This window comes from Chryseobacterium sp. CH21 (assembly GCF_004119445.1).
Lineage (GTDB): Bacteria > Bacteroidota > Bacteroidia > Flavobacteriales > Weeksellaceae > Chryseobacterium.
Genome location: NZ_QICI01000120.1, coordinates 1 through 287, shown reverse-complemented (window position 1 = coordinate 287; position 287 = coordinate 1). Strand labels below are relative to the sequence as shown.

2 protein-coding genes are annotated in these 287 nt (G+C 37.6%); both read left to right on the top strand.

Features of this window, described 5'->3' with window-relative positions; genetic code table 11:
* A partial coding sequence (locus BOQ62_RS22225; protein WP_164976833.1) for an NADP-dependent isocitrate dehydrogenase occupies positions 1 to 145 on the top strand: 145 nt, incomplete at its 5' end.
* A partial coding sequence (locus BOQ62_RS22220; RefSeq protein WP_410494236.1) for an NADP-dependent isocitrate dehydrogenase occupies positions 145 to 287 on the top strand: 143 nt, incomplete at its 3' end. The genes BOQ62_RS22225 and BOQ62_RS22220, both read left to right, overlap by 1 nt.

Below are 287 nucleotides of genomic sequence, written 5' to 3'. Positions count from 1 at the left end.
AAACGAAGAAGTAATCAATGCTGAATTAATCGGTGCTCAAGGTAAGCCTCAAAATATTGAAGGTTATTACAAAACAGACACGTACAAAACTTACGCTGCAATGAGACCAAGTACTGTTTTAAATGAAATTATTGACGGAATCTAATCTTAGCGGCTCAGTTTGCTCCGGTAGCTGCTGCTATGAAGGAAAACGAAGAAGTAATCAATGCTGAATTAATCGGTGCTCAAGGTAAGCCTCAAAATATTGAAGGTTATTACAAAACAGACACGTACAAAACTTACGCTGC